Source organism: Kineosporia sp. A_224, from assembly GCF_002198655.1.
Taxonomy (GTDB): domain Bacteria; phylum Actinomycetota; class Actinomycetes; order Actinomycetales; family Kineosporiaceae; genus R-H-3.
Map to the genome: position 1 here is coordinate 1 of NZ_MWLN01000228.1, position 18,259 is coordinate 18,259.

16 protein-coding genes are annotated in these 18,259 nt (G+C 75.6%); 7 read left to right on the plus strand and 9 right to left on the minus strand.

From position 1 onward, the window contains the following. Window positions 1-373 (minus strand): hypothetical protein (locus EDJALFJO_RS34670; protein ID WP_158220624.1); only part of this gene is annotated, 373 nt, incomplete at its 3' end. A 171-nt stretch (window positions 374-544) separates the two neighbouring features. Between EDJALFJO_RS34670 and EDJALFJO_RS30495 the strand changes: the two genes are divergently transcribed. Beyond that, the gene (locus tag EDJALFJO_RS30495) at window positions 545-1,807 is read left to right on the plus strand and encodes an isochorismate synthase MenF (RefSeq protein WP_088290234.1); all 1,263 of its coding nucleotides are present in this window, start codon (window positions 545-547) and stop codon (window positions 1,805-1,807) included. 40 nt (window positions 1,808-1,847) lie between these two features. On the opposite strand, the gene menD is transcribed toward EDJALFJO_RS30495, so the two are convergent. Further along, on the minus strand, window positions 1,848-3,722 hold the full coding sequence (menD, locus tag EDJALFJO_RS30500) for a 2-succinyl-5-enolpyruvyl-6-hydroxy-3-cyclohexene-1-carboxylic-acid synthase (RefSeq protein WP_088290236.1): 1,875 nt from the start codon (window positions 3,720-3,722) through the stop codon (window positions 1,848-1,850). Further along, window positions 3,719-4,780 (minus strand): o-succinylbenzoate synthase, encoded by a 1,062-nt coding sequence (locus EDJALFJO_RS30505; RefSeq protein WP_088290238.1) that lies wholly within the window; start codon window positions 4,778-4,780, stop codon window positions 3,719-3,721. Before EDJALFJO_RS30505 ends, menD begins: the two co-directional genes overlap by 4 nt. Here EDJALFJO_RS30505 and EDJALFJO_RS30510 point away from each other — a divergent pair. Both EDJALFJO_RS30510 and EDJALFJO_RS30515 read left to right on the plus strand, forming a co-directional pair. Further along, window positions 4,775-5,521, plus strand: a complete 747-nt coding sequence (locus tag EDJALFJO_RS30510) for a hypothetical protein (protein ID WP_233150126.1) — start codon at window positions 4,775-4,777, stop codon at window positions 5,519-5,521. The genes EDJALFJO_RS30505 and EDJALFJO_RS30510 overlap by 6 nt on opposite strands. A gap of 24 nt (window positions 5,522-5,545) precedes the next feature. After that, window positions 5,546-6,499: a 1,4-dihydroxy-2-naphthoyl-CoA synthase gene (locus EDJALFJO_RS30515; RefSeq protein WP_088290242.1), complete on the plus strand. Its 954-nt coding sequence runs from the start codon at window positions 5,546-5,548 to the stop codon at window positions 6,497-6,499. A 347-nt stretch (window positions 6,500-6,846) separates the two neighbouring features. Here EDJALFJO_RS30515 and EDJALFJO_RS30520 read toward each other — a convergent pair whose 3' ends face one another. After that, the gene (locus tag EDJALFJO_RS30520) at window positions 6,847-7,254 is read right to left on the minus strand and encodes a nuclear transport factor 2 family protein (RefSeq protein WP_158220625.1); all 408 of its coding nucleotides are present in this window, start codon (window positions 7,252-7,254) and stop codon (window positions 6,847-6,849) included. A 908-nt stretch (window positions 7,255-8,162) separates the two neighbouring features. On the opposite strand from EDJALFJO_RS30520, the gene EDJALFJO_RS30525 reads away from it, so the two are divergent. After that, on the plus strand, window positions 8,163-8,975 hold the full coding sequence (locus tag EDJALFJO_RS30525) for an aminoglycoside adenylyltransferase family protein (protein WP_158220626.1): 813 nt from the start codon (window positions 8,163-8,165) through the stop codon (window positions 8,973-8,975). A gap of 51 nt (window positions 8,976-9,026) precedes the next feature. On the opposite strand, the gene EDJALFJO_RS30530 is transcribed toward EDJALFJO_RS30525, so the two are convergent. After that, entirely contained in the window at window positions 9,027-10,616 is a 1,590-nt protein-coding gene (locus tag EDJALFJO_RS30530) for an FG-GAP repeat protein (RefSeq protein WP_158220627.1), read from the minus strand. 126 nt (window positions 10,617-10,742) lie between these two features. Then, entirely contained in the window at window positions 10,743-12,332 is a 1,590-nt protein-coding gene (locus EDJALFJO_RS30535; RefSeq protein WP_088290250.1) for an FG-GAP repeat protein, read from the minus strand. Window positions 12,333-12,648: 316 nt separating this feature from the next. Here EDJALFJO_RS30535 and EDJALFJO_RS30540 point away from each other — a divergent pair, with 316 nt between their 5' ends. Further along, window positions 12,649-13,158, plus strand: a complete 510-nt coding sequence (locus EDJALFJO_RS30540) for a hypothetical protein (RefSeq protein WP_143448880.1) — start codon at window positions 12,649-12,651, stop codon at window positions 13,156-13,158. A gap of 55 nt (window positions 13,159-13,213) precedes the next feature. On the opposite strand, the gene EDJALFJO_RS30545 is transcribed toward EDJALFJO_RS30540, so the two are convergent. Then, window positions 13,214-13,573 (minus strand): DUF1304 domain-containing protein, encoded by a 360-nt coding sequence (locus EDJALFJO_RS30545; RefSeq protein ID WP_088290254.1) that lies wholly within the window; start codon window positions 13,571-13,573, stop codon window positions 13,214-13,216. Between the two features lie 140 nt (window positions 13,574-13,713). Here EDJALFJO_RS30545 and EDJALFJO_RS30550 point away from each other — a divergent pair, with 140 nt between their 5' ends. Next, a complete protein-coding gene (locus tag EDJALFJO_RS30550) occupies window positions 13,714-14,157 on the plus strand; it encodes a PLDc N-terminal domain-containing protein (RefSeq protein ID WP_088290256.1) in 444 nt (147 codons plus the stop codon). A gap of 40 nt (window positions 14,158-14,197) precedes the next feature. Then, on the plus strand, window positions 14,198-14,659 hold the full coding sequence (locus tag EDJALFJO_RS30555) for a PLD nuclease N-terminal domain-containing protein (protein ID WP_198950792.1): 462 nt from the start codon (window positions 14,198-14,200) through the stop codon (window positions 14,657-14,659). Here EDJALFJO_RS30555 and EDJALFJO_RS30560 read toward each other — a convergent pair. Further along, window positions 14,580-16,841: a metallophosphoesterase family protein gene (locus EDJALFJO_RS30560; RefSeq protein ID WP_088290258.1), complete on the minus strand. Its 2,262-nt coding sequence runs from the start codon at window positions 16,839-16,841 to the stop codon at window positions 14,580-14,582. The two genes, EDJALFJO_RS30555 and EDJALFJO_RS30560, sit on opposite strands and share 80 nt — an antisense overlap. Window positions 16,842-16,936: 95 nt before the next feature. After that, the gene (locus tag EDJALFJO_RS35900; protein ID WP_088290260.1) at window positions 16,937-18,253 is read right to left on the minus strand and encodes a hypothetical protein; all 1,317 of its coding nucleotides are present in this window, start codon (window positions 18,251-18,253) and stop codon (window positions 16,937-16,939) included. Between the last annotated feature and the right edge of the window lie 6 nt (window positions 18,254-18,259).

Sequence of the window (18,259 nt, forward strand, 5' to 3'; positions counted from 1 at the left end):
TGCTCCTCGCCGCGGCGAGGGCGTCGGCGTCGGTGGCGTGCTCGGCCGGGGCGGCCGGGTCGAAGGCGACGTCGACGGTCGACCCGACGCGCGGCCCGTTCGCCGGGCCGTCGGGTGCGGCCGGCCAGTTCGCGACCTTCGCCTGGACCCGCTCGCCGGCCACCTCGAACTCGACGTAGAACAGCGGGACGCCCGGGGTCTCGGTGTCGATGGACGACACGTAGCCCGGCGCCCGTCCGGTGAGCCGCGCGTCGAGGCACGTCCCGCCGGAGTCGACGAGGCAGGGCGCCTCCGCGGGACCGGGCAGGACGGACGCGCCGAGCAGCAGGAGCCCGGCCGCCCCGACAAGGGCGGCCACGCTGCGTCGTCGCACGGTCGCCTCCAGTCGTCCGACGGCAGCGGGTCCGCCGTGAGGGCGATCGTGGCACGGCGGGTGCGCCCGCCGGGGGCTGATCGCCGGGGTGGCGGACGTCACGCCTCGTCCGGCCCACGGGCCCGGGGTCCGGCGCGAAGCCCCGGTCGCGGCGTCCTACGCTTGAAGGCGATGACCACCGCGCCGTTGACCGTGCCCCTCGTGGCCCGCACGGTCCCGATCCCCGACCCGGGTCCACTGCTGGGTCTGCTGCCGCGTACCGGCCCGCTGGCCTGGGTGCGACGGCGCGAGGGGCTCGTCGGCTGGGGCGAGACGCTGCGGATCCGCACGACCGGCGCGCACCGCTTCGCCGACGCGGAGGCCGCCTGGCTGGACCTCGTCGGCCACGCGGTCGTCCGGGACGAGGTCGGTCTGCCCGGCACAGGGCCCGTCGCCTTCGGGTCGTTCGCCTTCTCCCCCGGCTCCGCCGCGGGCGGGGTGCTCGTCGTCCCCGAGGTCGTCGTCGGCCGCCGCGGCGACCAGTGGTGGCTCACGACGACGAGCCTGGGCCGGGTCGTGCCGTCGGCGACGCTGCCGGAGACCGAGAACGAGCCCGTGCTGTGGCACGGCGAGGTGACCTTCGCGGACGGCGCCCGCACCGCGGTCGACTGGGAGAGCGTCGTCGCCGACGCGATCCGCCGGATCGGGGCGGGTGCGATGGAGAAGGTCGTCCTCGCCCGCGACCTCGAGGCGTACGCGGAGCGGCCGGTCGACGTCCGGGCGCTGCTCGGCCGGCTCGCGAACCGTTACCCGGGCTGCTGGACGTTCAGCGTCGACGGCCTTGTCGGCGCGACGCCCGAGATGCTCGTGCGGCGGGAGAAGGGCCTCGTCACGTCCCGGGTGCTCGCGGGCACGATCCGCCGCACCGGGGACGACGAGCACGACCTCGCGCTCGCGGCGTCGCTGGCCCGGTCGAGCAAGGACGGCGAGGAGCACGAGTACGCCGTCCGGTCCGTCGCCGACGCGCTCGCCCCGCACTGCACGTCGATGAACGTGCCCGAGAGCCCCTTCGTGCTCCACCTCGCGAACGTCATGCACCTCGCGACCGACGTGACGGGCGTCCTGCGGGACGACACGACGTCGCTCGGGCTGGCCGCGGCCCTGCACCCGTCGGCCGCGGTCTGCGGGACGCCGACCGAGGTCGCGGCCTCGGTCATCGCCGAGATCGAGGGCATGGACCGGGACCGCTACGCCGGGCCGGTCGGCTGGATGGACGCCCAGGGCGACGGCGAGTGGGGCATCGCGCTGCGCTGCGCCCGCGTGGACGGCGAGGACGGCCGCCGGCTGCGGCTGTTCGCCGGCTGCGGGATCGTCGCCGGCTCGGACCCCGAGCGCGAGCTCGCGGAGTCCAACGACAAGCTCGTGCCGATGCGGGACGCGCTCTCCGGGGGCTGAGCTCCCCGGGAGAACGATTCTGCGGCAACGCCTCCGGGCGTCAGGTCCGCGACGCCCCGAGCGCGGTCCGCGCCGACGCATGCACCTGCGCACGGATCTTGGCGTGCAGGTCGCGCAGGCCGGCGCGCGCCGTCCGGACCTCGACGACGCTCGTGCCGGCCGGCGGTGCGGCGAGCGCCGCGCGCAGCCCGGCGAGGTCGGCGGCCCGGGTGTGCGGGACGCCGTAGGCGCGGCAGAGCGCCGCCACGTCGGTGCCGTGCGGGGTGCCGAAGGTGCGCTCGAAGAGCGCGGCCCGGTCGGCGCTGCGGGTGGCCCGTTCGCCGTGCTCGAGCAGGCTGAAGATCCCGCCGCCGTCGTCGTCGAGGAGCACGACCTGCAGGTCGGGGCGGTGCTCGTCGGGTCCTGCGAGCAGGGCGTTGGCGTCGTGGAGGAAGGCGAGGTCGCCGACGAGCACCCGCACCTGCGCGGCGTCCCGGGCGAGCGCGGCACCGGACGCCGTCGACAACGTGCCGTCGATGCCCGCGAGGCCGCGGTTGGCGACGATCTGCGTCTGGTCGCCCGCGAAGACCCCCGGCGCACGGTCGAGGACGTCACCGAACGGCCGGCCCGCGAGGTCGAGGTCGCGGATCGGGTTGCTCGCGGCGGCGACGAGCAGGTCGCCCGACTGCAGCGCCGCGGCGACCTCCCGGGCGACGAGCGGGCCGAGCGGCGCGGCGGAGGCGCCGTCCGACCAGCCGGCCGCGACCTCGTCGAGGATGGCGTCCAGGGCCTGCTGCGCAGCCGCGCCGGCGGCGAGCCAGCCCGCCAGCCACGGGTCTGGATCCCTGCGGTACCAACCTTTCTCGGTCTCCTCGAGGTCGCCGGGCCAGGTCAGCCCGAGGATCCGGCGCACCGGGCGGCCGGGCTCGGGCCAGCCCGGGAACGGCGACACGAGGACGATCTCGACGTCGTCACGCGCGAGCAGCCGGCTCACCGGGCGGGACAGCGTCGGGCGGCCGAGGACGACGGCGCGCTCGACGGCGCCGCCGAGGTCGGGCAGCTCCAGGAGCAGCCGGTAAGGGCCGATCGCGTTCGGCCCGCTGCGGGCCGCGGACGACGGCTCGGCGAGCAGCGGCCAGCCGCCCGCCTCGGCGAGCCACCGGGCCTCCCAGCCGGCTCCGTCGCCCGCGACGACGACGGTGCGGCCCCCCGGAGGCAGCGGCTCACCGCGGGCACCGCGGTTCCGGTGCCGGACGACGCCGGGGACCGAGCGGGCGGGGGTTGTCTCGCCGATGCTTTGCTCTGCCCTCACAAGTGAGGGCAGAGCAAAGCTCTCGTCATCAGGTACCAGCGGGTCGGTGAACCCGAGGTCGAGGTGCACCGGCCCGGGGCGGTCGTCGACGGTGCGGCCCCACATCGCCTGGAGCGTGTCGAGCAGCGCGGCGCGGGCGGCGTCCGGGTCGGCGGCCGCGACGTCGTCGGCGAGGTCGAGCCGGGCCCGGACGGCGCCACCGAAGAGCCCGGCCTGGAGCTCGGTCGTCTGGTTGGCCCACGTGCCGCGCAGCGCCGTCGGCCGGTCGGCGGTGACGACGACGAGCGGCACGTTGCCGTGGTGCGCCTCGAGGACGGCGGGCAGCAGGTTCGCGGCGGCCGTGCCGGACGTCGTGACGACCGCCCCGGCGATCGCCGCACCCCCGGCGAGCGCGCCCCGGGCGACCCCGAGCGCGGTGAAGGCGGCGACCCGCTCGTCGTGCCGGACGTGCAAGTCCGGGGCGCTGCCGGGGTGCTGGGCGTCGTCCGGCCGGTTCTCCAAAGCCTCGACGAGGGCGTACGCGAGCGGTGCGCTGCGCGACCCCGGGCACAGCACGACGTGGCGGACCCCGGCGGCGGCGAGCGCCTCGACGGCGAGCCGGGCGAGCAGCGTCGAGTCGTTCACGCCGGCCCCGCCCCGGCCCGGGCCGGTGCGCCGGAGTCGTTGCGGCGCAACAGGTCAGCACACCGGGCGAGCCGGTCGAGCCACCAGTCGCGGCGGTCGTCGGGGGCGGCGAGCGCGGCGAGCTGGGCCGGGTCGGCGGCCAGGGCGCGGGCCCGCGCGACGTCGATCCCGCCGGCGACGGGCACGAGCGGGTCCGCCGCGACGTCCGCCCCGAGCAGCGACACGGTGCCCAGCCCGCAGGCGAACGGCAGGTCGGGCAGCGCCGCGGCGAGCGCGACGCCGGCCGCGATGCCGACAGAGGTGTCGAGCGCCGACGAGACGACGACGGGGATGCCGTGGTCGGCCCCGAGCGTGCCGGCGACGTCCAGCGCGGCCGCGACCCCGCCGAGCGGGGCGACCTTGACGACGACGACGTCCGCGGCGCCGGAGACGGCGACCCGAAGCGGGTCCTCGGCCTTGCGGACGCTCTCGTCGGCCGCGACGAGGACGTCGACCCCGGCCCGGGCGAGCGCCGTCCGGACGTCCCGCAGCCCGTCGAGCCCCGCGCAGGGCTGCTCGGCGTACTCCAGGTCGTAGGGCGCGAGCGCGGCGAGCGCGCGGACGGCGTCGTCGACCGACCACGCGCCGTTGGCGTCGACCCGCACCCGGCCGGCCGGCCCGAGCGCGGACCGGACCGCGGCGACCCGGTCGACGTCGTCCGCGAGCGTCTGGCCGCGCTCGGCGACCTTGACCTTCGCGGTCGTGCAGCCGTCGAACCGGGCGAGCACGCCGGCCACGTCCTCGGCCGGGACGGCCGGGACCGTCGCGTTGACGGGCACCCGGTCGCGGACGGCGTGCGGGCCGGTGCCGGCAGCGCTCCCCCAGGCCGCCTCGACCGCCGACGCGAGCCAGCGGGACGCCTCGGCGTCGTCGTACTCGACGAACGGGGAGAACTCCCCCCAGCCCGCCGGACCGTGCAGGAGCAGGGCCTCGCGCTCGACGAGACCGCGGAACCGGGTGCGCAGCGGGAGCCGGACGACGTGGGCGGCGGCCCGGAGGTCGTCGGCGGGAGGGTGCACATCGGCAGCCTACGGGTGACGATGGTGGCGTCCCACCCGTACCCGGGCCGCCCGGGCCGATGTCAGGAGACCGCCCTGGACGCCGTCCCGCAGGCCGTGCCGGCCGCTCGGCGGGTGCCGCGCGCGCTCGCCGTCGCGGCGGCCGTCCTGGCCGGGGTCTGGGCGGTCGGCGCGGGCCTCGGCGGCGACCTGTCCGGCGCCACCGACCCGGCGGGGGCCGCCGAGCCCGGCAGCGCGGCGGCGGCCGTCGCGGCGGCCGACGTCCGGGTGGCCTCCGTCGCGCAGGTCGTCGAGCCGGACGGCGGCCGCGCCGCCGCACCGGACGACCTCGTCGGCTGGCTGCAGCGGCACCCGCAGGTCACCGTGCTCGGCGTCCGCCGGGTGCGCGGCGGCGGCTGGGGCTCCGGCGGCTTCGACTCGTGGCGCGGCGTCCGTGCGGTGAGCGTCGACTACGAGCTCGCGGCGCCGGGCGCGACGACCCCGCCGCTGCGCCGCTTCGTCGGGCTGCCGCTGTTCTGCTCGGGCGGGGACGGCGGGTGCACGCGCCTCGTCCCCGGGGTCCGGGTGCGGACGACGTTCGTCACGGACGCGGACGACGGCACGGTGACGACGGTCGAGTCCCGCTGGCCGGCGTCCACGGCGGACGGGGTCGGGCTCATCCCTGAGCCGCTGCGGACCGAGCACCGGACCGTGCTCATCGACGTCGTCCGGCAGACGGCGGGGGCGTCCGACGGGGCCTGACCGGCGGCGCCCTATCCTGCGTCGGTGACCGACGTCTCGGAGATCTTCGACGCAGCCGCCTGGGACGTCGTCCCCGGCTTCGACTTCACCGACATCACCTACCACCGGTGCCGCCTCGACGGACCGGCCCGCGGGACGGTCCGGATCGCGTTCGACCGCCCGGAGGTGCGCAACGCCTTCCGGCCGCACACCGTCGACGAGCTGTACCGGGCGCTCGACCATGCCCGGATGACCCCGGACGTCGGCTGCGTCCTGCTCACCGGCAACGGCCCGAGCCCCAAGGACGGCGGGCGGGCGTTCTGCTCCGGCGGCGACCAGCGGATCCGCGGGAAGTCCGGGTACCAGTACACGACGGTCGACCCCGCGACGGGGCGGCCCGGCGACACCGTCGAGTCGGTCGACGAGGCCCGGGTCAAGGCGGCCGGCGGCCGGCTGCACATCCTCGAGGTGCAGCGGCTCATCCGGACCATGCCGAAGGTCGTCGTCGCCGTCGTCAACGGCTGGGCCGCCGGCGGCGGACACTCCCTGCACGTCGTCTGCGACCTGACGATCGCGTCGCGGGAGCACGCGCGGTTCAAGCAGACCGACGCCGACGTCGGCTCGTTCGACGCCGGCTACGGCTCGGCCTACCTCGCGAAGATGGTCGGCCAGAAGTTCGCCCGCGAGATCTTCTTCCTCGGCCGCCCGTACTCCGCCGAGGACATGCACCGGATGGGCGCCGTGAACCTCGTCGCCGACCACGCCGACCTGGAGAAGGTCGCCCTCGAGGTCGCCGCCGAGGTCAACGGCAAGTCCCCGACCGCGCAGCGGATGCTGAAGTTCGCCTTCAACCTCGTCGACGACGGGCTCGTCGGCCAGCAGGTCTTCGCCGGCGAGGCGACCCGGCTGGCGTACATGACCGACGAGGCCGTCGAGGGCCGGGACTCGTTCCTGGAGAAGCGGGCGCCCGACTGGAGTCCGTACCCCTGGTACTACTGACCGGGTCGATTCGGGCCCTGGTCGGCGACTCGTCTCAGCAACTGCGCGACGTCATCGCGCCCTCGTCCCCGAGGGTTCGCCAACGAGAAGTGTCGGATCTTCCACGACGTGCTCTTGGGCATGGCGCCATGCCTGGCGGCCTCCCCGACCCGCTGTCACCTTCAATCGGCGGACTCAAGATCGACCCGCCTCGGCGGTGCTCGCTGCTGCCCGATCTGGCTCACGACCTGCGGTGCAGTCGCTGGCGGTGGTCTCGTCCGGGTGGGTCGGCGCCCGTCGTTTCGCGTCCATTCCAGTGGGTAGAGCGTGGGTGCGCGGCGCCTCGGTGGGTGGTTGCCTGGCTGTTGCTACTCGCGCTCCGGCCGGCGCCGAAGGATCTCGGTCGCTTGGGACCAGCGCACGCGCCAGGCGCCGTGGTTGTCGCGTTCGTAACAGTCGAGGTGCCAGCACTCCAACGGGCCGGGCTCCTGCCCGGAGACGGCGATGTCGATGGCGGACCGATAGCGCAGGACGGCGACGTGCTCGTCGACCATGACGTCGATGTCCGAGGTGGGCTCGAAGCGGCGGTAGTCGATGGAGCCGTCGGCGATGCCGCCCAAGTACTGCTCCTTGTTCCAGACGCCTCCGCTGGGGGTCACGATCTGGAAGTCGGGCGCGTGCAGGGAGTCTGCGTCGTCCGAGCGAGCTTCCACAAGACAACGGAGCCGTTCGCGTTCAAGGTCGGCGAGATCGGCTGCAGTGGTCGGAGCTGTCACCAAAACAACGTAGCCCACCCTCTGCCTCCCATCGGAAGGTCGGCGGTTCGACCCCGCCCCTGGCCACCATCGGAACGGCCTCTGACCAGTGCAGACGGCCGTTTCTTCGTCTTCGCGGACTGAGCCCTGCAACCCGGCCTGCCTCGAGGTCGGCGACGTCGTCCTCGTCAAGGTCGCCGGGACCATCTACCTGCACAAGGTCACCGCGGTCGACCCCGCACGGACGCGGGTCCAGATCTCCGACAACCGGGGCTGCATCAGCGGATGGGCGGGGTGGGCAAAGGTCGCCGGCATCTGTGTCTCCGTCAACGGCGAGCCACGGCCACGCACCGGAGGCAAGGCGCGCACCAGCGAGTAGGACCACACGAGTGCACCCCTGCTGGGCGGCTTGTCTGCTGGTGCCGAGCCGGGTGGCGATCTCGCCCCAGGCGTAGCCGAACTCGCGGAGTCCCGAGAGAAGCCGCGACCTCCCACGTGCTGTGACGGCCCGGTCGCGAGCAAGCACTTGAGCACCGGCGAGGACATGGCCACTGCGGGGAAACCCCAGCGGCGCTCTGCCGTTGCGATGTCCCCGCAGACGGGGGCCGCGCGCGTCACGCGTCGCGGCGCAGGCGAGCGAGGCATCGTGGGCATGCCGGTCCGGCGCCGTCGAGGAGGTCGATGTGGAGGACCGCCGTGACGTCACCCTCGGGGAGGCCGCACAGGGTCGTGCCGTCGTCGAACCGCGACAGGTGCACGTCGGCGCGCGGCCCGTCGGCACCCACCCATGCTGCCCGGCCCTGCCGGCCCACGTCACCGAACCGAACAACCCTGGAACGGGGTGCCTGCGACGGTGCTGCGCCGCGGAAGTCGCCCCATTGCCGGGAATCTCGGGTGACGTCCGTGAGGGGCGGCGTCAGGATGGCGTGGTGACGCCGGCTTCCGCTCCTGGGCTCGGCGAGGCCGACCGCAGGCAGGTCGACGACGTCGTGGACGCCGTCCGGCGCGTGCTCGGGGACGACCTCGTCGCCGTCTACCTCTACGGCTCCGCGACGTCGTCCGGGCTGCGACCGGAGAGCGACCTCGACCTGCTCGCCGTCGTCCGGTCGCCGCTGGGGCACCGGGTCAGGCCGCTGCTCGACGCCGTGCTGGTCCGGTCCGGACGGCGCCACGGGCTGCGGCCGGTCGAGCTCACCGTCGTCGTGGCCGACCGGGTGCGGCCGTGGCGTTACCCGCCGCCGCGCGAGCTGCAGTACGGCGAGTGGCTGCGCGCGGGGCTCGAGACGTACGACCCGGCGGCGGGCGGGCCGGCACCGTGGGGCGGTCCCGACGACCCCGACCTCGCGTGCCTGGTCACCCAGGTGCTCCTCGACGGGGTCGCGCTCGTCGGGCCGCCCGCGGAGCTGGTGCTCGACCCGGTGCCCCTGGCCGACCTGCGGCACGCGGTCGCCGACGGCGTGCCCGGGCTGCTCGCCGACCTCGCGGACGACACCCGCAACGTCCTGCTCACCCTCGCCCGGATCCTCGCGACGTTGCGCACCGACCGGATCTGGTCGAAGGACGCTGCGGCCGCGCAGGTCGCAGACGACGTCCCGGCACACCTGCGGCCGCTCCTCGAGCTCGCGGCCGCCGCCTACCGGGGCGAGGCGGACGACGACTGGGCGCCGCTGCTGGACGACGCCCAACGGCTCGCCGGGCACCTCGCCAGCCTCGTCGGGACGGCGCGGGCCGGGGGCCGCTGACCGCGGCCGCCCGGCCGGCTCTGCCGACCCGTCACGGTCGGGCCGGGCGAGTCAGTCGAGCGAGAACCCCCAGTGCCCGTTCGTCGTCCGGCCGCCCGCGACGTTGAGCTTGTCGGCCTCGACCTCCGAGCTGCCGACGCCGGAGGGACCCGTCGTCCGCCCGGGCAGGATCAGGGTGAGCCCGGCCTCCGAGACGGCACCGAGGGTCTCGCCGGGGACGCCGACGAGCAGGTCGTCGACGCCGGTGTTGCGGATCCCCGCGCCCGACACCGCGAACCCGAACGCGTCGCCGCTCTCCGGGCCCCCGGCGACGCCGACCGACGCCTGGCTGATCCGCGCGCCGCCGTAACCGGCCACGGTCGCCCCGGCCGCCGACCCGCGCAGCACGTTCACGGACCCCGCCCCGATGACCGCCCCGATGTCGTCGCCGGGCGTGCCGATCGCGACGTCGCCGAAGGTGTCCGAGTCGAGGTCGGCGACGGCGATCGCGAAACCGAAGTTGTCCGCGACACCGGCGACGCCGTCGACGCCGGCCGTGCCCTGGCTGAAGGCCTGCGCGCCCGCGACCCCGACGACGTGGGTCGTACCGTCGCTGAGCAGGATCGTCACCGCGCCGCGGCCGACGTTCTCGCCCGGCGCGCCGATGAGCACGTCCGGCGCGCCGTCCCCGGTGATGTCCCCGAGGGTGACCGTCTCGCCGAAGGCGTCGTCGGTCTCGCTCGCGCCCGGCACGCCCGGGGTGCTCTGGCTCCACCCGGTGCCAGCGGTGACGCCGACGCCGGTCGCGCTGCCCGGCAGGAGGGTGACGAGGCCGCTGCCGTTCTCGCCCGGGGCACCGACGACGAGATCGTCGACGCCGTCGCCGGTGACGTCGCCCGCCGCGGCGGCGTAGCCGAACGCGTCGCCGTCCTCCGCCGTCCCGGGCACGGCGGCGTCGTTCTGGTCCAGCAGGACGTCGGCGCGGGTGCTGCGCCCGACGCCCGTCGTGGCGCCGTAGAAGACGGCGACGGCGCCCTGGTCGGTGCCGCCCGGTACCTCGACGATGTCGTACGGGGCGCCGACGGCGAGGTCCTCGACCCCGTCGTCGTCGAGGTCGCCCACGGCGATCGAGGCGCCGAACTGCTCGCCGAAGCGCGCCTCACCGGCGGCGATGCTGTCCTGGCTGAGGAACTGGGCGCCGGTCGTCCGCAGCCCGGTACCCGGCGAGCCGTAGAGCACCGTCACCGAACCGACCCGGCGGTTGTTGCCGGGGGCCCCGATCGCGAGGTCCGCGCAGCCGTCGTCGTTGAGGTCGCCGGCCGTCACGGTGGCACCGAAACCGTCGCCGAGGGCGTCGACGCCAGGCACACCGCCGACGCCCTGCTGGAAGACCTGGTCGTCCGGGGCGTCCCCGGAGCCGGTGAAGGTCGGGCCGGACGCCGTCCCGTAGAACACGTGGACCTTGCCGCCGTGGGTCGCGCCACCGTCCACCTCGCCGACCGCGAAGTCGGCGAAGCCGTCGCCGTTGAAGTCCTGGGGCGTCCCGGCGCACGAGGAGACGACGGCGTCCGCGGGGCCGGCGGTGAGCAGGGCGGCCGGGAGCAGGAACGACGCCAGTGCGGCTCCGGCGCGACGGCGGCGGAGCGGGAACCTCGGTGCCATGGGTGACCTCGTGGGACGGAGGGCACCGGCGCGGCACCCCGGGACCGCCATCATGGCGGCCCCGGGGTGTCTACGCAGAGAAATCAGGAATGCACGGTGTGTCACGTTCCAGGTCCGGGCGCCGTGTCAGTCGATCGACCAGCCCCAGCGGCCCTCGGCCGTCCGGGCGCCGGCGACGTTCGGCGTCCCGGCCTCGAGCGTGACGCTGCCCGTCCCCGACGGCCCGCTGGCCGTCGCGGTGAGCACGAGCGCGGAGCCGGCCCGGAGCACGCCGCTGATGCTCTCGCCCGGGGCGCCGATGACGACGTTCTCCGTCGCCGCACCCTGGACCGCGGCACCGGTGACGGCGAACCCGAACAGGTCGCCGTTCTCCGCGGACCCGGCGACACCCGCGGTGTCCTGCGTGAACCGGACGCCGCCGAACCCGGCGGTCGTCATCCCGGTCGCCGAGCCGCGCATGACCGACACCGAGCCGGCCTCGGAGAGCGTCGCCACGGCGTCGAACGGGGTGCCGATGACGACGTCGCCGAACGCGTCGCCGTCGAGCTTCGCCACGGCCACCGCGGCGCCGAAGAAGTCGCCGTCCCCCGGGACGCCGTCCACGCCCGTGACCGCCTGCGAGACGCCCTGCGCGCCGGTCGTCGTGAGCTTCTTCGTCACCGGGTCGCTGTAGATCACCTGGACGATGCCCCGCGCGTTGTCCTCGCCGGGGACGCCGGTGACGAGGTCCGGGGCGCCGTCGCCGTTCACGTCGCCCGTCGTCACGTAGTAGCCGAAGTTGTCGAAGTCCTCGGGCGCCCCGGGGACGCCGACGCTGTCCTGGCTGAAGGTGAGGCCGGCCGCCGCGCCGACCCCGGTCGCGCTGCCGGGCAGCACCTGGACGATGCCGGCCCCGAGGTTCTCGCCCGGCACCCCGACGACGACGTCGGAGATGCCGTCCGCGGTGACGTCGTCCGCGCCGATGATGAAGCCGAACGCGTCACCGTCCTCGGCCGTACCGGGCACCGACGCGAGGTTCTGGTGGTGGATCGAGGCCGGCCGGGTGCCCTTGTTCACGCCGGCCGTCGAGCCGTAGAGCACGACGACGGCGCCGCGCTCGGTGCCGGCACCGACGGTGTCGAACGGGGCGGCGGCGGCGAGGTCGGTGACGCCGTCGCCGTCGAAGTCGCCCACGGACAGGCCGGCCCCGAAGTTCTCGTCGGCCACGGCCTCGCCGGCGCCCACGACGTCCTCGGTGAAGAACTGCGACCCGGTGCCCGTGAGGCCGGTGATCGAGCCGTAGAGGACGGCGACGGCCCCCGTGCCGGAGGCGTTGCCCGGCAGGCCGACCGCGACGTCCGCGCAGCCGTCGTCGTTGAGGTCGCCCATCTGCACGGTGGCGCCGAACGCATCGCCCTTCGAGTCCACCCCGGCGATGCCCCCGACACCCTGGGCGAAGATCTGGTCGTCGGGCGCGTCGCCCGTCGCCACCGTCGCCGGGCCGGCCGCCGTGCCGTAGAAGACGTGCAGGCGGCCGCCGCCCGTCGCGCCCCCGCGCACCTCGCCGATCGCGATGTCGGCGAAGCCGTCGCCGTTGATGTCCTGCGGCTTGCCGGAGCAGGCGGTCACGACGGCCTGCGTGGGCCCGGCCGACACGAGCAGCGCGGCAGCGGGGAGCAGCAGTGCGGCGACGGTCGCTTCGACGCGACGCCGCCGGGAGGGGCGGTTGAGGGCCATGTCATCCCTTGCGGTGGCGGGGGGCGCCCGTGACGCCCAGGAGGCGCCATCATGGCCGAGCGTGATCGTCACAGGAAGCGGATCGGGCCGGTCATACGGTGAGTGACAAAGATTTAGGGTTCGAACCGGCTCCCAACGGGTGAAGAGATGCCGCAGGGCAGTTCCCCGATCACGGAACGAGACCACTCCGCCCTCGCCCACCCTCGCCGCCACCCCACCCGGAAGACCCGCCGATGCTCACGTCCGGTACCGATCCGAGACCGTCCTGATCCCCGTTCCGGTACCTGCGGCGAGCATCATGGGCGCGGGAGGGATCATGAGACGACTGGTGCGGCTCGGGTTGCTGGTGGCGGTCGCGGCGGCGGGGCTGGGGCTGTTCGCGCCCACGACGGCGGTGGCGTCGTGCGCGGGGCCGTCGATCACGGTGCCGGGGCCGACGGCCTCGCCGACGTCGCTGCCGGGCAGCGACGTCCCCGTGCCCGTCGTCCGGGTCGAGCCGGGCGCCACGGTGACGGTCACCGGCCGGGACTTCGCCGCCGGGTGCGACGACACCGGCTCGGTGACGGTCTACGGGCCGGGGTGCGAACGCGCGGACCCGCCGACGCCGTCCGTCCCGCTGCGGGACGTCGCCCTCGAGCTCACGTGGAACGGGCGCACCTTCCCGCTCGGCACGGCCGACGCCGGCGGCGAGGAGACCGGCTTCGCCACGAGCTGGACCTTCACCGTGCCCGAGGACGTCGTCCCCGGCGTCGCGACCGGGATCCTCACGACGTCGGCACCGCTGGGGCAGGTCTGGGGCGTCGAGGTCGTCGAGGACGCGGGCTGAGGTCGCGGGCGAGGTCGCGCCGCACGGGCCCGGTCGTCGTCCGCTCCCGGCCCGGTCAGGACGCGAGCACCGCCGCGAGCGCGAGCACCGCGGGGACGGTCTGGATGAACAGGATCCGGCGGCTCGCGGTGAGCGAGCCGTAGACACCCGCGACGGCCACGCAGAGCAGGAAGAAGATCGTCACCTCGCGACCGGTGGGGTCGGCGGCGAACAGCCCCCAGAACAGGCCCGCCGCGAGGAAGCCGTTGTAGAGGCCCTGGTTGCCGGCCATGACCGCCGTCGCCTCGGCCATCTCCTCGGTGAGCCCGAACGAGGCCCGGGTGCGCGGCGTGCGCCACAGGAACATCTCCATGACGAGGATGTAGACGTGGAGCAGCGCGATGAGGGCGACGAGGACGTTCGCGACGGTCGACACGGCCGTCGTTCTAGCAGTGCGCGGCCCGCGGGCGCCAGTCCCGGCCCGGCCACGTCGGGATGCGCCATCGCGTGGTCCGTCGCACAGTCGAGGCCTGAGCCGCGTCGAGGAGTCGGCGCGCCGTCGTGGGAGCCCTGAGCATGATTCACCTGACGAGCGGTATCGGCCTGGTCTTCGAGGTGGGGTTCGCCGTGTTCTGCTTCGTGGACGTCCTGCTCGCCAAGGAGACCGCCGTCCGGCGCGTGCCGCGCTGGGCCTGGGCCGTGGGGATCCTCGTCTTCCCGCTCGCGGGCGGTGCCGGGTACCTCGCCGCGGGCCGGGCCCGGCGGGCCGTCGAACGGCAGCGCGCCGCCGCCGGGGCGACGTCGGCCGCGGGCGGCACGGCGACCGCGACCGCCGTCGCGGCCGGTCCGACGACCGCGGCGGCGGCGGACGGCGCGCACGACGCGGTGCTGCTCGGTCAGCTCCGCGAGCTCAACGAGGAGCACGAGGCGATGCTCACCCGCTGGGAGGACGACCTGCGGCGGCGCGAGGAGCAACTGCGGGCCGAGACCACGCGGATCGGCGGAACCGCGGCCGCCTGAGGTGGCATGATCGGCCCTTCGCCCGGCGAAGGGGGACGACGTGCTGTTCGCGGCCACGAAGGGCCTGCCGCTTCTCATCGAGGTCGGCCTGCTCATCTACGCGATCGTCGACTGCATCCAGACCCCGGTGCCGCGCAACCTGCCGAAGTGGGCCTGGCTCGTCGTCATCATCCTCGTGCCGCTCTTCGGCTCGATCGCGTGGCTGCTCCTGGGCCGCCCGGACCGGCGCGCCGGCGCGGTGCCGTGGCCGGCGACCGGGACGGCGGGCTACCCCGAGTACGAGCGGCCGCGACCCGGCGGCGCCGGCCGCTCGCTCGCGCCGGACGACGACCCGGACTTCCTCGCCGGGCTCGCCGCCCGCCGCGAGGACGAGACCCGGCTCGCGGCCTGGGAGGAGAACCTGCGCCGCCGCGAGGAGGAGCTCAAGAAGGGCGGCTCCCCGGAGGCGTCGGGGACGACCCCTCCGGACGACGCTGGCCCGGGAGCTCCCGGGCAGCAGTGAGCGCCGTGCCCGACGGCGCGGGCTCCGCGTCGGGCCCGTCGACCGGCCCCGCCGCGCCGGCGAACGGCCACGGCAGGTAGCCGCCGTCCAGGTAGCGGGAGTCGTCGGTCTCGAAGCACTCGACGTCGTCCTCGACGTCCGGCAGCGGCTCCGGCAGGTCGTCGTCGAACGGCGGGACGTCGTCCGGCCCGTCGTCCGGGACACCGTCCGGGACACCGTCGGCGAGGTCGTCGGCGGGCTCGTCCGGCAGCGCGTACCGGACGTCGTCCGGGCCGTCGTCCGCCGGCGCCGGGAGCACGAGGTCGAGGGCGAGCTGGCCGTCGGACCCGCCGTCCGGCCCGTCGCCGGGGCGGCGGGGCAGGGACGCCGGGTCGGCGGTGAGCAGGTCGAGGGCCAGCGCGCCGGCGAGGAGCGGGTCCGGGAGCCGGCCCACGGAGTCGGCCCCCGCACGTTCGAGGTCCTCCGCGGCGAGCGCGACGCGGGTCGCCTCGGCGAGGACGTCGGCGCGCCGGCGGGCGGCCGCGTCCCGGTCCGCCGGCGAGGGTCCGATCCGCACGGGCGGCCCGGCCGCCTCCGGCGCCGGCTCGTCGCGGCCGCCGAGCAGCACGGCCCCGGCGAGCCCCGCGCCGACGACCCCGCCGGCCGCGACGAGCAGGTTCGTGCCGTTGCGGCCCACCCAGCTCGCGGTGTCGCGCGTCAGGGTCACGTCGTCGAGGACGGCGCCGTCGACCGTGACCATCCGCACCCGCATCGTCGCCGACCACGCGACGGGCCCGGGGTCGACGTCCACGACGATGAACGAGTGGCCGGTGTACCGGACCCGTGACCAGCCGACGGTCTCGGTCGTCAGCGCGCCGTTGCCGGCGACGAGCCGGGCCTCGAACTCGGGCGGCGCGACGTCCCGGACCATCGTGTTGCGGTCGGCGACGGCGAAGCCGTTGAGGCCCATGCCGCCGCCGCCCGCGCAGATGTACGTCGTCCCGGCGTCCGCGCTCGCGACGACGGACCCGGCCGGCGCCGCGACGGCCGCGACCCCGCCGCGGATCGGGTCGGTGCGCTCGTACACGTGGTTGTGGCCGCTGATGACGAGGTCGACGCCGAACTCGTCGAAGAGCGGCCCGAGCGTCGCCCGGACCCCGGCGTCCGAGCCGTGCGCGGCCGCGGTGGCGTAGGCGCAGTGGTGCAGCACCGCGACGACGAAGTCGACGTCGGGGTCCGAGCGCATGGCCGCGAGCCGCTCGCGGACCCACAGCAGCTGGCGGCCCTGGGAGTAGTCGCGGTTCGCGGGCAGCTCCGCGGTGAGGTCGTTGGAGTCCGCGACGAGGAAGCCGACCCGGCCGTACGTGTACGTGTAGGCGGTCGGGCAGCCCGAGGGGCCGTTCGTCGGCAGCGCGAACCGGGTCGTGAGGCCGCCGTAGCCGTGCCCGTCGTAGAGCATCTCGATGTCGTGGTTGCCCGCCGCGACCATCCACGGCACCTGCGCGGCGACCGGCTCGATCTGCCGGAAGTAGGTGTCCCACCGGGTGGGCTCGTAGTCGTCCGTCGCCTCGCCACGACCGCCGGCGTCGGCGTAGGAGATGTCCCCGGCGAGCAGGTGGAAGGCCGGGTCGAACTGCGTCATGACCTGCTCGAGGGAGACCGCCCAGCTCGAGACGCTCTGGTCGCCGAACGCCGTGAAGCTGAACCGCGCGCGGTCCTTCGGCTCGGGCGCCGTCCGGAAGGTCGCGTCGTTCGAGGCGACGCCGCCGTCGTGGACGACCTGGTAGTGGTACGTCGTGCCGGGCGTGAGGCCGCCCAGGTCGGCACCGGCGTAGTACTGCTCGACGACGCGGCCGTTCGGCATGACGGTCCGCAGCACCTCGAGCGCGGCCGGCACGTCGTTGCCGTACCCGACGTCCGAGCCGTACCGGACGGCGGCACCCGTGACCGGACCGGCCACCTGCCACCGCACCCGGACCTGCGTGCGCGGGTCCTCGCCGAACGCGAGCCAGCGGGCCAGCAGCGGGACCGTCCCCGACGACACCGCCCCCGCGCGCGGGGCGAGCAGCACCGGACCGGCCCCGAGCGCACCGGTGACCGCGGCGGCACGCAGCAGCCCGCGGCGACTGAGCACGCCGCGCAGCACGCTGTGCCGCTCGGCCGTGCTCATCCGCGCCAGCTCGTCGGCGCTCAGCCGGCCCACCGGTGCACCCCCTCTGCCCGCGCCGTCGTGCGCGGGCTCCTCGGGGAGGTTGTCGGCAGCCGGTGCCGGGGTCTGGACCCCCTGCGGCGGAAGCGTCAGCCCTGGGCGGTGTGCAGGACGCGGTGGCGCAGGGCCGCGCGGAACAGCTCGCCGGCGCCGGGCCGGGCCTGGAGGCGGCGGTCGAGGAGGGCGCCGCTCTCCTCGACGAGCTCGAGCCAGCGCAGCTCGCGCAGGACGGCGAAGAACAGCGGCGCGGTGTCGACGCCGACCGGGTCACGGCGTCCGGCGAGGCGCCAGCCCGACTCGGCGACGACGGACTGGACGAGCGCGCGGACGTCCTGCTCGGGGACGCTGTCGCCCGGCTCGAGGACGGCGAGCACGACCTCCCACGCCGTCGCGAGCGCCGAGTCCTCCGGGCCCACGAGACCGGCGGCGACCTCCAGCCACAGGGTGCGGCCGTCGGCGACGGCGGCCCGGCCGCTCTGGGTGCGCACGAGCCGGCCGGACCGGCGGCGGACGAGCCCGAGCCGGGTCGCGGACTCGCGGAGCACGAGGACCGGGTACGCGTCGACCTCGCGGGACGCCGGGCCGACGATCTCGTCGCGCCAGCCGAGCTCGTCGAGCGCGCGGGCGACGGTGCGCGGGGGCAGGTAGCCGGCGGCGGTGAGCGGCAGGCCGTCCTCGTGGATCTCGGTGAGCAGCCAGTCCATCGGGCGCAGCAGGGAGCGGGCGGGGGCGGCCATCCCGGGGTCGACGCGGCCCAGCAGCCGGCGCTCGAGCGGGGCGAGCAGGCCGGTCCGGGTCGTCGAGCGAGGCCGCCGGACCCAGCGGTGCACCCGCTCGGCGACGAGCGCCTCGTACGGCGGCCGGTCGTCGAACGCCGGGTGCGGCGTCGTGAGGACGGCGAGGGTCAGCTCGGCCTGCTGGTCACGCCAGCCCCGGGTGCCGGGCTGCAGGTCGCCGAGGACGACGGCGATCTCGAGCCGGTCGGCGACGAGCTCGTAGAGGGTCGCCTCGACCGGGCCGCACCGGCCGCGCCACGTGACGAGCTCGGTGTCGGGCGGGTGGATGCCGGAGCGCTGCGAGGCCCGGTCGGCGAGGGTGTGCCCGCCGTTCGACTGGTCCGCGGCGAGGAGCACCTCGCGGGTCGTGCTGCTGCGCGCGATGCCGGCGTACCGGCCGAGCCCCAGCCCGTCGAGCAGGGCCGCGAGCCCTTCGGCGAGCGGCCACCGCCGGCCCGCGAGCCGGTCGGCCGCCGCGAGCTCGAACCAGCAGAACTGCTGGACCCGCCACTGGGTCACGGTCTCCGGTCCGCCGCCGCCCGACAGCGCCTCCCAGGCGAGGCGGGCATGGTCCACGAGCCGGGTGTCCGTTCGTCCCAGCTCGGCGAGCGCCTCCTCGACCGACAGCACCCGGTC

Bases quoted from the DNA above. Each gene is read 5' to 3' on its own strand.
- EDJALFJO_RS30495 (WP_088290234.1), top strand. From the start codon at position 545: ATGACCACCGCGCCGTTGACCGTGCCCCTCGTGGCCCGCACGGTCCCG.
- EDJALFJO_RS30530 (WP_158220627.1), bottom strand. From the start codon at position 10,616: ATGGCACCGAGGTTCCCGCTCCGCCGCCGTCGCGCCGGAGCCGCACTG.
- EDJALFJO_RS30535 (WP_088290250.1), bottom strand. From the start codon at position 12,332: ATGGCCCTCAACCGCCCCTCCCGGCGGCGTCGCGTCGAAGCGACCGTC.
- EDJALFJO_RS30540 (WP_143448880.1), top strand. From the start codon at position 12,649: ATGAGACGACTGGTGCGGCTCGGGTTGCTGGTGGCGGTCGCGGCGGCG.
- EDJALFJO_RS30550 (WP_088290256.1), top strand. From the start codon at position 13,714: ATGATTCACCTGACGAGCGGTATCGGCCTGGTCTTCGAGGTGGGGTTC.